Origin of the sequence: Bacillus sp. AF62 (assembly GCF_050312695.1) — a bacterium.
Lineage (GTDB): Bacteria > Bacillota > Bacilli > Bacillales > Bacillaceae_G > Bacillus_A > Bacillus_A cereus.
This window is the reverse complement of sequence record NZ_JBNPJZ010000198.1, coordinates 1-1,422: the sequence shown is the minus strand read 5'-3', so window position 1 is coordinate 1,422 and position 1,422 is coordinate 1. Positions and strand designations below refer to the sequence as shown.

The following is a 1,422-nucleotide window of genomic DNA, read 5'->3' as shown; positions in this document are numbered from 1 at the left end:
GAAATCCATGCATCAAATGAATGGACCAGAGCAAAGATTCATTCTTTAGAGCAACAAAATGGGAAAGCAGGATTAGAGATCGACAAGGAAATTGATGAGTTTCTATATGGAAAAGGCAAGTATCAACAAGCCGAAAAAGTCAATTTAACCAAAGAAGAACCTGTTGTGACTTCGGGGCTAGATGAATTAGAAGAAAAAGCACCTTCCAATGAAGAAGTGAAAGAACCTGTTTCCGAAATAAAGCCAGTTGAATCCACACATCAAGCGCAAATTATCCCATTTCGAAAACAAGCTACCGAAGCAGTAAAAGTGAAAGAAGAAAAACAAGAAGTGAAACAGCCAGAAACACAAATAAAAGAATCAGAAATAGAACTTCCAGAAGAAACGCCGATCATCGAACCATCAAAGGGTGAGGATGAAATGGAGGCTGTTATGAAAGGAGAAAAAAGCATTTTCGATATGTGGGAAAAGGAGTAGAGACTATGTGCAGTATGTTGTTATTGGAAGAAGACCAAAACTTACTCATGGATATACACAATCACATCTATGTTGATATGGAGTATATAACAGAAAAAGTATATCCGAACCATAAGAAAAAATCAGTATATTACCGTTTGAATCGTTTGGTACAAGAAAAATATTTAAAAAATGAATTACTTCCCATACCTGTTTCAAGAAACCAGGTTCGGAAATCTGGAAGACCGCAAAACGTATATACGCTTGCGGCAAAGGGAGTAGAAATAGTTTGTGGATTAAGAGGGAGTGTACATTGGAAAAGTAGTTGGTCCCAACGTTCGGCATCCTTTGTGTATCACAGTTTAATGTTAGCAAAGATTGAATGTGCCATGACATTAATCTCGAAGAGAGAAGAAAGATTGGAACTAAAGGAATGGATTAACGAACCGCGGGCCACATTCCAATATGCAAAAGGAAAAAATCGTGTCATACGCCCAGACGGGGTTGCGGTAATTGGATTAAAAGAAGCGATTGATAAAAACATTGGTGTATTCATGGAAATGGAACGTTCTTACGGATCAAAAGAAGTATTAGAAAAAAATCATCCGTTATAACGATTTCATGACGCAAGAAGGAAAAAAGGCAGATTATCGGACACATGCTGGTATGGGATATGAAATACCAATATGGCGCCTGGTATTTGTTGCAGGTAGTGAAAGTAGGGAAAAAGAATTGATTCGCTACTTAAAAGGAGTAAGCAGTCCAGAAATTCCAGTTTATATCACACTGTTTCAAGATATATTGCAAGACCCATTCGGGAATATTTATCGGAATATTCAAAATCCAAATGAGAAAGTGAGGTTCTAAGAATGTGTTTCGGTTTATTTTATCGAGGGTGTTGCAAAACTCATAAATATCCAAAAATGAATGCATAAAGAAACCCGTTTTCCTGGAAGAATGATAGTA

General features: G+C 37.0%; 2 pseudogenes. Both read left to right on the top strand.

Annotation, left to right across the window (positions count from 1 at the left end):
* A pseudogene (locus tag ACQRBL_RS32230) lies at window positions 1-477 on the top strand (ATP-binding protein); the annotation flags it as partial.
* A gap of 5 nt (window positions 478-482) precedes the next feature.
* Window positions 483-1,323: pseudogene (locus tag ACQRBL_RS32225) on the top strand (replication-relaxation family protein).
* Window positions 1,324-1,422: the final 99 nt, after the last annotated feature.